This is a genomic window from Vibrio xiamenensis (assembly GCF_900100015.1).
GTDB lineage: Bacteria > Pseudomonadota > Gammaproteobacteria > Enterobacterales > Vibrionaceae > Vibrio > Vibrio xiamenensis.
Window position 1 is genome coordinate 20,664 of sequence record NZ_FNDD01000026.1, and the last position, 12,187, is coordinate 32,850.

General features: G+C 45.8%; 12 protein-coding genes. 3 read left to right on the top strand and 9 right to left on the bottom strand.

Features of this window, described 5'->3' with window-relative positions:
* Positions 1-5: 5 nt before the first annotated feature.
* The 4 genes from infC to BLS03_RS18220 form a co-directional block, all read right to left on the bottom strand.
* Positions 6-557: a translation initiation factor IF-3 gene (gene infC, locus BLS03_RS18205; protein ID WP_093277276.1), complete on the bottom strand. Its 552-nt coding sequence runs from the start codon at positions 555-557 to the stop codon at positions 6-8.
* Between the two features lie 3 nt (positions 558-560).
* Positions 561-2,489, bottom strand: a complete 1,929-nt coding sequence (gene thrS, locus BLS03_RS18210; RefSeq protein WP_093277279.1) for a threonine--tRNA ligase — start codon at positions 2,487-2,489, stop codon at positions 561-563.
* Positions 2,490-2,714: 225 nt separating this feature from the next.
* Positions 2,715-3,218 (bottom strand): hypothetical protein, encoded by a 504-nt coding sequence (locus tag BLS03_RS18215; RefSeq protein ID WP_093277280.1) that lies wholly within the window; start codon positions 3,216-3,218, stop codon positions 2,715-2,717.
* A 19-nt stretch (positions 3,219-3,237) separates the two neighbouring features.
* Positions 3,238-3,753 (bottom strand): nicotinate-nicotinamide nucleotide adenylyltransferase, encoded by a 516-nt coding sequence (locus BLS03_RS18220; protein WP_093277283.1) that lies wholly within the window; start codon positions 3,751-3,753, stop codon positions 3,238-3,240.
* Positions 3,754-3,862: 109 nt separating this feature from the next.
* Here BLS03_RS18220 and nadE point away from each other — a divergent pair, with 109 nt between their 5' ends.
* Entirely contained in the window at positions 3,863-4,693 is an 831-nt protein-coding gene (nadE, locus tag BLS03_RS18225) for an ammonia-dependent NAD(+) synthetase (RefSeq protein ID WP_093277286.1), read from the top strand.
* Between the two features lie 187 nt (positions 4,694-4,880).
* On the opposite strand, the gene BLS03_RS18230 is transcribed toward nadE, so the two are convergent.
* The 5 genes from BLS03_RS18230 to BLS03_RS18250 form a co-directional block, all read right to left on the bottom strand.
* Positions 4,881-5,549: a LuxR C-terminal-related transcriptional regulator gene (locus BLS03_RS18230; protein WP_093277287.1), complete on the bottom strand. Its 669-nt coding sequence runs from the start codon at positions 5,547-5,549 to the stop codon at positions 4,881-4,883.
* A 117-nt stretch (positions 5,550-5,666) separates the two neighbouring features.
* Positions 5,667-6,758: a S1 family peptidase gene (locus BLS03_RS18235; protein ID WP_093277290.1), complete on the bottom strand. Its 1,092-nt coding sequence runs from the start codon at positions 6,756-6,758 to the stop codon at positions 5,667-5,669.
* Positions 6,759-6,845: 87 nt separating this feature from the next.
* Positions 6,846-7,886 (bottom strand): S1 family peptidase, encoded by a 1,041-nt coding sequence (locus BLS03_RS18240; protein ID WP_093277292.1) that lies wholly within the window; start codon positions 7,884-7,886, stop codon positions 6,846-6,848.
* Between the two features lie 135 nt (positions 7,887-8,021).
* Complete coding sequence (gcvT, locus tag BLS03_RS18245) at positions 8,022-9,143, bottom strand: glycine cleavage system aminomethyltransferase GcvT (protein ID WP_093277295.1); 1,122 nt, start codon at positions 9,141-9,143, stop codon at positions 8,022-8,024.
* A 281-nt stretch (positions 9,144-9,424) separates the two neighbouring features.
* Positions 9,425-10,048 (bottom strand): helix-turn-helix domain-containing protein, encoded by a 624-nt coding sequence (locus BLS03_RS18250; protein WP_093277298.1) that lies wholly within the window; start codon positions 10,046-10,048, stop codon positions 9,425-9,427.
* A gap of 319 nt (positions 10,049-10,367) precedes the next feature.
* On the opposite strand from BLS03_RS18250, the gene BLS03_RS18255 reads away from it, so the two are divergent.
* Both BLS03_RS18255 and gcvH read left to right on the top strand, forming a co-directional pair.
* On the top strand, positions 10,368-11,663 hold the full coding sequence (locus tag BLS03_RS18255) for a serine hydroxymethyltransferase (protein ID WP_093277300.1): 1,296 nt from the start codon (positions 10,368-10,370) through the stop codon (positions 11,661-11,663).
* A 35-nt stretch (positions 11,664-11,698) separates the two neighbouring features.
* A complete protein-coding gene (gene gcvH, locus BLS03_RS18260) occupies positions 11,699-12,079 on the top strand; it encodes a glycine cleavage system protein GcvH (protein ID WP_093277303.1) in 381 nt (126 codons plus the stop codon).
* The last annotated feature ends 108 nt before the right edge of the window (positions 12,080-12,187 follow it).

The following is a 12,187-nucleotide window of genomic DNA, read 5'->3' on the forward strand; positions in this document are numbered from 1 at the left end:
GTTAATTACTTCTTCTTAGGGGCAAGCACCATGATCATTTGGCGACCTTCAATCCGTTTAGGGAAAGATTCAACCACAGCGATTTCATCTGTGTCCTCTTTCAAACGGTTTAGAACGTCAACACCGATCTCTTGGTGAGCCATTTCTCGGCCACGGAAGCGAATAGTAACTTTCACTTTGTTGCCTTCTTCTAGGAAACCAGTCAGGTTGCGTAGTTTTACCTGATAGTCACCTATATCAGTCCCAGGACGGAATTTAACTTCCTTAATCTGGATCTGTTTTTGCTTCTTCTTCTGCTCTTTAGCAGCCTTGCTCTTCTCAAAGAGGAATTTACCGTAGTCCATCACTCGGCATACAGGTGGCTCAGCATTTGGGCTGATCTCAACAAGATCCATGCCTGCTTCTTCAGCAGCTGCCACAGCTTCTTGAATTGATACGACACCAACTGATTCACCATCAGCGCCAGTTAAACGAACTTCACGAACGCCACGAATTTCACCGTTCAGACGGTGTGGGTTTTGTTTGGCCGGTTGTTGGCCACGTCTTCCACCTTTAATAGCTTATTCCTCCAGATTGAGCTTACGGCTCGAAATCTCTTCTTGGATGTAAGAAACAAACGCATCCACCTTAAATTTACCGAGATCCTTACCTTTGCGTGTACGAACTGCAATTTCACCGGCTTCCATCTCTTGGTCACCACAAACCAGCATGTACGGTACGCGCTTTAAAGTATGTTCGCGGATTTTAAAGCCAATCTTTTCATTTCTCAAGTCCGCTTTTGCTCTAATTCCACATTTTTGCAGTTTTTGAGCAACTTCCTGAGCATAATCAGACTGTTTGTCTGTAATATTTGATACCACAACTTGCTCTGGTGACAACCAAGTTGGGAAAAATCCTGCGTATTCTTCGATCAAAATACCGATGAAACGCTCTAATGAGCCTAAAATTGCACGGTGAATCATTACTGGGACAAGACGTTCATTGTTTTCACCAACGTAAGTCGCCCCTAAACGGCCCGGCAAGTTGAAGTCAAGTTGTACAGTACCGCACTGCCAAGCACGGTCAAGGCAATCATACAGAGTAAACTCGATTTTCGGGCCATAGAATGCACCTTCGCCTTCTTGGATCTCGTAAGGAATATCCATCGACTCCAAAGACAGTTTTAGCGCTTCTTCAGACTGGTCCCAAATCTCGTCACTACCTACACGTTGCTCAGGGCGAGTGGATAGTTTCACCACGATATTATCAAAACCAAAGGTTTGGTAAGTATCGTAAACCATCTTAATACAGTTAGTGACTTCTTGTTGAATCTGACTTTCAGTACAGAAAATATGTGCGTCATCTTGAGTAAAGCCACGCACACGCATGATGCCGTGAAGTGCGCCAGATGGCTCGTTACGATGACATGAACCGAACTCCGCCATGCGCAGTGGTAAATCACGATACGATTTCAGACCTTGGTTAAAGATCTGTACGTGGCCTGGACAGTTCATCGGCTTAATGGCGTATTCGCGGTTTTCTGACGACGTGGTAAACATCGCATCAGCGTATTTGTCCCAGTGACCAGAACGTTCCCACAATACGCGGTCCATCATTAGTGGACCTTTCACTTCTTGGTAACCGTACTCGGTCAACTTATGACGAATGAACACTTCAAGATCGCGGAAAACTGACCAACCATTATGGTGCCAGAACACCATACCCGGCGCTTCTTGCTGCATGTGGAATAGGTCAAGTTGCTTACCAATCTTACGGTGGTCGCGCTTCGCCGCTTCTTCTAAACGAGTCAGATGCGCTTTAAGGGCTTTTTTATCGTGGAAAGCGGTACCGTAGATACGTTGCAGCATTTTGTTGTCGCTGTTACCGCGCCAGTATGCACCTGCAACGTTTAACAACGTAAAGTGTTGACAAAAGCCCATATTTGGAACATGAGGACCACGACACATGTCGATGTATTCTTCGTGATGATACAAACCTGGGCGATCATCACGCGCGACGTTTTCATCCAGAATTTCGACTTTGTAAGGTTCACCACGCGATTCAAAGGTATCGCGAGCTTCCTGCCAGCTGACTTTCTTTTTAACAACCTGATATTTGGTTTTCGCCAGCTCTTTCATGCGCTTTTCGATTTTTTCAAGATCTTCTTGAGCTAACGAGTGCTCAAGATCGATGTCGTAGTAAAAACCGTTATCAATCGTCGGACCGATGGCCATTTTCGCATCTGGGTACAACTGTTTTAGCGCGTGACCTAAAAGGTGAGCACATGAGTGACGAACAATTTCCAAACCATCCACTTCATCTTTGGTGGTGATGATTTCAAGGCTCGCATCGTTTTCGATCAGATCGCAAGCATCGACGCGATTACCGTCAACGCGGCCAGCGATGGTTGCTTTAGCAAGGCCAGGACCGATAGATTGTGCGACTTCAAGAGTAGAAACTGGGTTGTCAAATTGACGCTGACTGCCGTCAGGAAGAGTAATAATAGGCATGTTTTGTCCTTTACAGTGGTGTTGCACACCAAGCAACACATGTTCAGTGTATTTGTGCTCGTAAGCAGTAATTCGTTGTCAAAGTTGATGGGCAAATACGGATGCTTCAAACTTTGCAAGACGGGCATTGTATGCGGATGAAGGAAAAATAACAACGAATTGAGTGCTTTTCTTTACTGAGAATGACTTCATTACTAGCCAAAATGGTTATCCCGCCTCAAAGGACTAAAACGGCAATTCGATCTGCATCATCACATCGCCATCGTAGATTTCGTGCCAACGATAATCGATGCGCATGCGCGGCTCGCCAGGCTTTTTGTCTCCAAACCCTAAACTAAACTGCAGCCCATGGTTACGAATCCAATCTTCGGCATGGTCAAAAGCGAAGTTACTTTCTAGATCAGACGGCGTCCAAACTCCAATACCAAAATAACTGGAGGCTAACGTCTGGGTCAAAACGGGATTGCTCTCGCTATTTAAAATCCAATCGGACCAATAACCATCAGAGCTTTTTGCGTCGCCATCTTCTAATAAGCCATTGAGCTCTTTCTGTTTATTTGGATTGTAATCAAGCCCATCGACGAGAGAAAAGCACAGGCCTTGTGTGGAATGAAACAAGACTGAATCAGCTTGCCCAGGCGCTACGTCAGTTTTTTCAGGTTGATAAAGTTCACAAGCAAACGCTTGAATGCTAAAAAGGCAAAAACCGACGACACAATACCTTTTCATTTCCTTTACACCTTACTTATTAGTGATACCAATCCGTTTGTCTGAGCAATGCGGCGACACTGGGTGTGGTTAGGTCATCAACACTCGCTCCCGTTTCGATACGATTGCGAATTTCGGTACTTCTGACCGGCACCTTTTCTGGACACGCCATCACATAATAGCGACTTAATATCTCATTACATTTAGCGAATTTATGAAATTTGAGCAAATTATCTGGTCCGATGACAAATGTTATGTCAGATTTTGGCCAAATTTGTCGTATGCGTTCCAAAACTGAATAGGTCGTCACGCTCTCACCTGGCACGTGCAATTCGGTTTCAACATTACTTCTTTCGATGTTATGCAGATCCAAGTCCGAAATAAAGGCATCAAGTAATTGGCAACGTTTATTGTAATCGAGCATCTCTTTACCCCAAGCATGAGAGATACTCGGAACGAGGAGCACTTTATCAAAGTGACTGAGCGATTCGATGACGCTTTTGTGTCCTAGGCTAGGCGGATTAAACGCACTACCAAAAACCGCAATTTTGAGCATCAGGGTACCTTTTATCGTTGAAAACAGTGTTCTCAGTTTTCTAATTCTCTTATTCCGGTATGATACTACTAATAGACCCATGAATAACACTGCTGCAGGAAAGATACTAATGGAACAGTTAATCCGAGATGAGATGCGCGTATTGCCGTCAATTGATCCACATTTTGAAATTACCCGCCGCGTCGATTTTATTAAACGCAAATTGTTAGAATCCGGTTGTAAAACACTGGTATTGGGCATTAGTGGCGGTATCGACTCGACCACCTGTGGACGTCTCGCTCAGTTAGCCGTTGAGCAACTCAACGAAACCGCATCTGAAAAAAGTTATCAATTTATCGCGGTACGTTTGCCTTACGGCGAACAAAAAGATGAAGAGGAAGCGCAAATCGCGCTGCAATTCATTCAGCCAAGCCATTCTGTCGCAGTGAATGTCAAAGCAGGCGTCGACGGCATCCATGCTTCTACTCATGACGCACTGGCCGATACAGGCCTTTTGCCACAAGATGAGTCTAAAGTCGACTTCGTAAAAGGTAACGTCAAAGCACGTGCGCGCATGGTGGCTCAATATGAGATTGCGGGTTACACCGGAGGATTGGTGCTAGGGACTGACCATTCGGCAGAAAACATCACTGGCTTTTACACTAAATACGGTGACGGCGCCTGTGACCTTGCCCCGTTGTTTGGCTTGAGTAAACGCCAAGTGCGCGAAGTCGCAGCCACCTTAGGCGCGCCTGAGCTGCTTGTAACCAAAACACCAACCGCCGATTTAGAAGAGCTCTCGCCACAGAAAGCGGATGAAGAGGCACTAAGCCTAACTTATGATCAGATAGATGACTTCCTAGAGGGGAAACCGGTTGCTGACTACGTCGCCGATAAACTCATCAGCATCTACAAAGCGACGCAGCATAAGCGCCAACCGATTCCAACCATCTACGACTAACGTCAACGTTTCTAAGCCTCTTGGGTCCCGTATCGACGGGCCCTAACCATTTCAGAAACGAGCACACAAATGTGACGGTAATGGCCATGATGCGCAAAATCACATTGGGCTAAAAATGAAGTGGTGCTAAAAATGACGTGCCGTTAAAAATGAAAAGGGAGCCGAAGCTCCCTTTTTCTCATTTACATCAAACTCGTTCTTCTAATGCAATGTTATTGTTCGCCCAAAGCAGTGCTTGTAAGCGGTTTTTCGCATTTATTTTCTTAAAGATATTATGTAAATGCGTTTTTACTGTATTCTCGCTTACAAACAGCTCATCAGCAATTTGTAAGTTCGACGCCCCATGACCTAGCAAGCGAATAATCTCTTTTTCACGCTTAGTTAAATTCGCATAAACTTGAGATGTGGTCACCGTATTTGCACAACGGAAATGCTCGATGTAATCCTGAGCAACCTTGCGCGATAACCACATTTCGTCTTGCATGATCTTCTGCATTCCTTTCAAAAGGAGTGACAAGTCATCGTCAACATAGAAAACACCCACTAAATTGCGCCATTTAAACAAATGTGATGATGCAACGTCTTTAGGACAGTTGATCACGATCTCACGAATGTTATTACTTAGCGACGACTTAGCTTGGTTGTACATTTCGAACTTTTCATCATCCAGATAATGGTAATCAATCAGTACAAAGTCACCCAGATCCGGCTGAGAAGCGTTTTCTTGAGCCAACTCAGACACTGACACGATGTTTACATCTAACTGAATACCTTTTTCTAACGAATCCTTGAATAGTTTCGACTGCATGCTGACATCTGATAACAAGGTTAATTGATGAGTCGTGTTAGTTGTCATTTTGAACCTCTCCAGCTCGACTTCGATGTGTAAAGTTAAAACTATCGTTTAGGCATAATTAGTCAACACAGTCGTAACCGCACTAAACGACTTCATTGCCTTAATTAAACTTTACAATCAATCATTTATTAAATATATCTTATCTTTGAGATTTGGGCATATTGGTACTTTTCGGCGCAAATTTCGTGACAACAAAGACAATTGAAGCAGCAAGTCACGACCCCAAGCACCGCTGCGAAGTATTAAAATGCAAACAAATAGTGTGATCTGCTTCCAATCTAAGACTCCACCACCAGAAGATTTACTCGTTACTTCTGATTGAGTCGTTGCACCGTTTTGAATCAATACGCGTTGACCATCTTGGGTCGCGACGTAATATTTGGGCTCAACTTGACCATTAATCACGCGGCTGATCCAGCCTTGATAATCGTAGAGTTCAGTGAATACCGACGTTACGGTTGCATCTTCCTTACCACATACAGAAGTGCCAAAACTCGTTAGCCCTATTTGATGGTAATTTGCACCGTCAAACCAATACACCGGTCCGCCAGAATCGCCGCTGCAGGTCGCATTTTGATATCCATCGGTTACCTCGCCTGAGAAACACAATTGCGAGCGGCTGATTGCATCACCAAAGTAGGCTTGGCAATTGGCATAACTGACTAGATTAAGCGTGGTCTCAAGCAACTGGGTTCCACCTTGTTGGTTACCTGCGATATAACCATGCCCGACCGCAATAAAGCTGCCGTATGAGGGATAAGTATTGTTGTAAGTGGTATTGATAAAGCTTGAATAATCATCAACGTTCATCGCACTGGCAGTTTTGATGATCGCAATGTCATTAGGCCACAGCGCAGCTTCGGTATCGATATAGTCGCTTCGATAATAAAACGCCTGCGCCCTAACTTGCTCACTGGTTAAGAAGTCGCTCTCATCCTCAAGCTGCGGCGCAATCACGGTATAGAGCATGGTGTTTTGATCTTCATAAACGCAGTGCGCCGCGGTAAGTACATAGTTCGCGTTAATAATGGTCGCACCGCAAAAACTATTGGGGCTATACACAGAATCGGTACGATAGAATAAACTTGCGAATGATGGGTAGTTAGCAATACTGGCGTCGGAGCCGTTTACAATAAAAGGCTGAATCTCAACGCTAAAACTTGAGAATGAGTATAAGCAACTGGCGGCTAACAGACCATAACGCCTCATAATGCCCTCTAAAACAAAACGGGTAACCTCACCAAAGTGTAGGTCACCCGTTTAAATGATGCGCTGTAAAAGCCAAACATCGGAGCTCTAGCGTTGACGCCTTCTCAGCATCGCAAGTGGCATTAAGATCAGTAGCCATAAACTGCCAAAGCTGCCGCCGCTAGAGGAAAGGCTAGCAATTGTGGATTCATCTGTGGACGAGTCGCTACCGCTGCCTGCCACACTCGATTCACTGAAGTAAGACTCACGCTCATCTTCTGTCGACGTTAATGTCGGTTCGATTTGACCATCTAATACTTCATCAATCCAATCAGCGTAATCGGTTAACTCAGTAAAAACTGACGTCACTGTCGATGATGCGTTACCACAGATCGAAGGACCAAAGCTGGTAACTCCAACTTGGGTCAAAGTGTCTGTATCAGTATTTTGCCAATAGACAGGTCCACCAGAATCACCATTGCACACCGCGTTTTTTAAGCCACTTGCTTCGCTGTAGTCGCCTGTAAAACAGATTTGCTTACTCGTTAGTGCCTCTCCATCCGAGAATGCTTTCTGACACGTAGCATTAGCGACATAAGTTAAAGACGCTGCCTGTAAAGAGTCTGCATTGTCAACACCCGTAGCTGTATTACCATGCCCAACCGCTAAGAATGACTCTTCCGTTGAACGATAGTCCTCACTATCTGCTCGAGTGATCGCTGAGCCGCTACTCATCGCCTCTTCAAGCGTGACAATTGCAATATCATTTGGATAGAGTTGACTTGCATCACTTGCATAGTCGTCAGGATAGTAAATTTCACTGATTCGAATGCGTTGTACATCATATGGGTAGTCAGACTCATTCTGTAAATATGGGACAGCCACAGTAAACAAGCGAGCTTCTTCGTCATCATAAAAACAGTGGGCTGCAGTTAACACATGGGTTGAATCAAGGTAAGTACCACCACAGAAGCTACCCGTATAATAGTAACCATCGTATTCAATCGTATCCAAAAAAAACGCTACGGTGGATGGATAGTCTGCAACATCGACATCTTCACCATTAACGATATATGTAGAAATATCAGATGCAGCAAAACATGACGTCGCAGAAAGTAGCGTAAATGCCAGCAAAGTAGTTCGTTTCATTGCAAACACCAACTAAAAAATTATCGGCTCATTATAACTATCACCACACACAAAAAAGCTCCCTATATAGGAGCTTTACTTAAATTTACGTAATGTTAGCAATAAGGTCACATTTTCTAAATTGACATTTTTGGCTTACACGCCGCGATAATAGCGCTGAGGAACAAAGGGCATTTTAGCCACGGTCATCGCCAGCATTTTTCCGCGTACTTCCGCAAACACTTCAGTATCAAGGGCGCTAAAATCACTTTGTACATACGCCATCGAAACGGGTTTACCTGCATTTGGCCCTGCAGTGCCACTGGTCACCACGCCAATTTTTTTACCTTCGCCGTCAAACAGTTCAGTACCTTCACGCACAGGCGCTTTGGTTTGGCCAACTAAGCCAACACGTTTACGCGCCACATCTTTGGTTTCAATTTGCTTAAGGATCACATCGGCGCCTGGAAAACCACCTTCACGCTCACCGCCTTGACGGCGAACTTTTTGAATCGCCCACAGTAGACTTGCTTCCACTGGCGTCGTGGTTGTGTCTAAGTCATGACCATACAAGCATAAACCACACTCTAAACGCAGTGAATCACGTGCGCCAAGACCAATCCACTCAACTTCCTGCTCACCCGTTAGCAACTTAGCCAGCGCCGCCGCATCTTGCTCAGCAACAGAAATTTCATAACCGTCTTCGCCGGTGTAACCGCTGCGACTGACAATGCATTGCAAGCCAGCAATTTCAAGCTCACGCACATCCATAAACAACATATCGGAAACTTGTGGCGCAAAGCGTGCCAGCACTTGCGCCGCTTTCGGGCCTTGCAGAGCCAGCAATGCGCGATCGCTGATCACTTCCAATTCAACACCTTCTGGCAAATGGGCTTGCAGATGAGCGATGTCTTGTTGTTTACACGCCGCATTAACCACCACAAATAGATGCGAGCCTAAATTAGCAACCATCAGATCATCCATGATACCGCCTTGAGGGTTAGTGAAAAACGCATAGCGCTGTTTCCCTGCAGGCAGATCGATAATATCGACCGGTACTAATGACTCTAAAAACTGCGCTGCGCCAGCGCCGTGCAGGCGTAACTGGCCCATATGAGACACATCGAACAAACCGGCGTTATCACGGGTGTGAAGGTGCTCTTTCTTGACGCCGAGCGGATACTGAACCGGCATATCGTAGCCTGCAAACGGTACCATTTTCGCACCAGCGTCTAAGTGCACAGCGTGTAACGGGGTCTTTAATAGTTCTTGAGTCATGTTGTTCTCCATAAACGTAACCTGAGGCTTGAGTTGGCTCTTGGGTTGACGGTTTGCTTAATGCAATTCGTGTTTCCTATAATAAACAGCATGCCGCGCTTTTGATGCTTTAACAAGCTCAGAAGCATGCAAAACGTGAAGTTTAACAAGTTAACAACCGGTTTATGGGCAAATAAAAAGCGCTATTTCGAAGATCTTAGTCTCGAAATAGCGCTAATTTGACCACGTTTACGCCAAAGCAACCGTTTGCTTTCACTATAGGAAACTTAACCAAGTGGCGATTATTTCGCCGTCACCCATAGAATTTGCGCATCCTCTTCGCTCACAGACACCAACATATGGCCCATATTGGCGTCGTAATAGACGCTGTCACCGGCATCCATTTTCACCGGCTCGTAAAACTCAGAATAGAACATCACTTGGCCAGATAAAATCAGCAGAAATTCCTCACCGTCATGGCGAACCCAATCACTGTATTCTTCAAACGCTCGTGCACGAATGCGGCTCTTAAACGGCATCATCTTTTTATTCGATAATTGCGTCGCCAAAAGCTCGTGTTCATAGGTTTGAGTCGGGTGCGGTTTCCCTTGCTGATTACGGGTTAAATCGCGACGCCCAGTAGCGACTTTTTTTCTTGGTGGTTCAAAGAGTTGAGGCATATCAATCTGCAAACCATGTGCGAGTTTTTGCATCGCTTGGAACGTCGGTGAGATCTGCTCGTTTTCAATTTTGCTCAGCGTCGAGCGCGCAAGCCCAGTACGTTGACTGGCCTCTTCTAATGTCAGCCCTAAGCGGCTGCGAATCTCTTTAATTCGTTCACCCAATTTCAACGGTTCGATAGCCTGCTCAAGAGACTCTTTTTCGAGCGTTAGGGACGGGTATTCATCGTGGATGTCTTGGGACATAATCCCCTCTTTATGATTAAACTTCCTGTAGGAACGGCTCCTAGATTAGCCATTGTGCATCATGCGACTTAATGAAGATAGCCAAGCTGAATAAATATACCGTGCTCTCGCTAACAAAAACAGAAACTATGTTTCCTATAGGAAATTTTTGGTTGATTGTTGTTAGGACAACGGCTATGTTACCAGCTTGTTAGGTTGGGAAATGGAACGCGCCGCCGCAAAATACACACGGCTTAGCCGCGACCAAAGTACTCCAAGCGACTGAAATAGAGCGTCTTTAAGCAGACTAACTAACCCACTATGGAATGGAAGGTTTTACATGAGTCAGTCTTATTCAAATTACAGCCTCGAACATTTCTTTTCTACTCAGCTCGCCGCGACAGATGATGCGGTATTTGCGGGAATCCAAGCGGAACTCAGTCGTCAAAACGATCAAATCGAATTGATCGCTTCAGAAAACATTGTTTCAAAAGCGGTCATGCAAGCCCAAGGCACCTGCCTAACCAATAAATACGCTGAAGGCTATCCTGCACGTCGCTATTACGGCGGTTGTGAGCACGTTGATACCATTGAGAGTATTGCTATCGAGCGCGCTAAAACTCTTTTTAGTTGCGGCTACGCAAACGTTCAACCGCACTCAGGTGCTCAAGCCAACGGCGCGGTGAAATTGGCGTTACTAGAGCCCGGCGACACCATTTTGGGCATGTCGCTCGATGCTGGCGGCCACTTAACTCATGGCGCGCGCCCTGCTCTATCTGGCAAATGGTTCAATGCCGTTCAATACGGCGTTAACCAGCAAACCCTCGAACTTGATTACGACGCGGTGCGCGAACTCGCAATTAAGCATCAGCCGAAAATGATCATTGCAGGCGGCTCGGCGATTCCAAGACAAATCGATTTCGGCAAATTTCGCCAAATCGCGGATGAAGTCGGCGCGCTACTAATGGTCGATATGGCGCATATTGCAGGCCTTGTGGCAACTGGCGCTCACCCAAGCCCACTACCACACGCCGATGTGGTCACCACCACCACGCACAAAACCCTGCGCGGCCCTCGCGGCGGGATGATCCTCACCAATGATGAGGCGATCGCGAAAAAAATCAATTCTGCCGTTTTCCCGGGTTTACAAGGCGGGCCGTTAATGCACGTCATCGCCGCTAAAGCGGTGGCGTTTGGTGAAGCGCTGGGCCCCGAATTTAAACGTTATATCGATAACGTGATTAACAACGCCAAAGTGCTGGCCGAAGTGTTACAAACTCGCGGCTGCGATATTGTAACTGGCGGCACCGACACTCATTTGATGCTGGTTGATATGCGCCCTAAAGGGCTGAAAGGAAACCAAGTAGAACAAGCCCTTGAGCGCGCAGGGATCACCTGCAACAAAAATGGCATTCCATTTGATTCAGAAAAACCTATGATTACATCTGGGATTCGCTTGGGCACCCCAGCCGGAACCACACGCGGCTTTGGCGTTGAAGAATTTAAACTTATCGGTCATTGGATCGGTGATGTATTGGATGGGTTGATCACCCATCCGCAAGGCAATGCAGAGATCGAACAACAGGTTCGTAAACAAGTGCAAACGCTTTGCCATCGCTTTCCGCTTTACCAATAACATTTTCATACTTAAGTATTTTTGGAGATTTAGAAATGGACAAGACACTGAAATTTACCGATAGCCACGAGTGGGTTCGTGACAACGGCGACGGCACTGCAACTATCGGTATTTCTGAGCATGCGCAAGAGATGCTAGGTGACGTGGTATTTGTCGATTTACCCGAAGTCGATGCAGAAATCGAAGCAGGCGAAAACTTCTCTCTGGTAGAGTCGGTTAAAGCTGCTTCTGATATTTACGCGCCTGTGACTGGCCAAATCATCGAAATCAACGAAGAGCTCGAAGATAGCCCAGAACTGATTAATGAAGAACCGTATGAAGGCGGTTGGATCGTAAAAGTTAAGTTGGCCGACCCAGCTGAACTTGACGATCTGAAAGACGCTGACGAGTACAGCGCTTCAATCGAAGACGAATAAGTCATTGAATATAAAGCTGCCCGATGATGGGGCAGCTTTTTTCTTGGTCAGTCTTTACTGACAACGATGTAAAGGAAAGCAATACCCTGATTAGTGCGGTATCGCCTG

What these genes read in the sequence shown, in the direction of transcription:
- gcvT (WP_093277295.1), bottom strand. Translation starts at nt 9,143, where the DNA reads ATGACTCAAGAACTATTAAAGACCCCGTTACACGCTGTGCACTTAGAC.
- BLS03_RS18215 (WP_093277280.1), bottom strand. Translation starts at nt 3,218, where the DNA reads ATGAAAAGGTATTGTGTCGTCGGTTTTTGCCTTTTTAGCATTCAAGCG.
- BLS03_RS18240 (WP_093277292.1), bottom strand. Translation starts at nt 7,886, where the DNA reads ATGAAACGAACTACTTTGCTGGCATTTACGCTACTTTCTGCGACGTCA.
- BLS03_RS18235 (WP_093277290.1), bottom strand. Translation starts at nt 6,758, where the DNA reads ATGAGGCGTTATGGTCTGTTAGCCGCCAGTTGCTTATACTCATTCTCA.
- nadE (WP_093277286.1), top strand. Translation starts at nt 3,863, where the DNA reads ATGGAACAGTTAATCCGAGATGAGATGCGCGTATTGCCGTCAATTGAT.
- thrS (WP_093277279.1), bottom strand. Translation starts at nt 2,489, where the DNA reads ATGCCTATTATTACTCTTCCTGACGGCAGTCAGCGTCAATTTGACAAC.
- BLS03_RS18220 (WP_093277283.1), bottom strand. Translation starts at nt 3,753, where the DNA reads ATGCTCAAAATTGCGGTTTTTGGTAGTGCGTTTAATCCGCCTAGCCTA.
- BLS03_RS18230 (WP_093277287.1), bottom strand. Translation starts at nt 5,549, where the DNA reads ATGACAACTAACACGACTCATCAATTAACCTTGTTATCAGATGTCAGC.
- gcvH (WP_093277303.1), top strand. Translation starts at nt 11,699, where the DNA reads ATGGACAAGACACTGAAATTTACCGATAGCCACGAGTGGGTTCGTGAC.
- BLS03_RS18250 (WP_093277298.1), bottom strand. Translation starts at nt 10,048, where the DNA reads ATGTCCCAAGACATCCACGATGAATACCCGTCCCTAACGCTCGAAAAA.
- BLS03_RS18255 (WP_093277300.1), top strand. Translation starts at nt 10,368, where the DNA reads ATGAGTCAGTCTTATTCAAATTACAGCCTCGAACATTTCTTTTCTACT.